1 pseudogene is annotated in these 280 nt (G+C 57.9%); it reads right to left on the reverse strand.

The annotated features are described in order from the left end of the window. Nucleotides 1-159, reverse strand: a pseudogene (locus JBO08_RS28345) (tyrosine--tRNA ligase); the annotation flags it as partial. Between the last annotated feature and the right edge of the window lie 121 nt (nucleotides 160-280).

Genomic DNA, 280 nt, shown 5'->3' on the forward strand with positions numbered 1-280 from the left:
CAACTGGACAAGATGGCCAATATGGAGGCTTTTGGCGGTTGGATCAAAGCCCACATAGAAGGTGACGGGTCCTTGGGCGAGGTGAGCCTCCAACGCCTCACGGTCGGTGGAGTCAGCGACGAGGCCCCTCCACTCCAGGTCGTCCAACAGATCCGACACGTCATCTTCCTCTCGTCAACGACCTCGTGCGAAGCCGACTGACTATAAGTCTAGCGATGGGCCCGACCAGACAGTCTGTGTGTTCAAGCAAATTCCTCACGCACCGAGCGCGACAGGATCT

The sequence above is a fragment of the Pseudomonas sp. LAP_36 genome (assembly GCF_019456785.1).
Taxonomy (GTDB): domain Bacteria; phylum Pseudomonadota; class Gammaproteobacteria; order Pseudomonadales; family Pseudomonadaceae; genus Aquipseudomonas; species Aquipseudomonas tritici.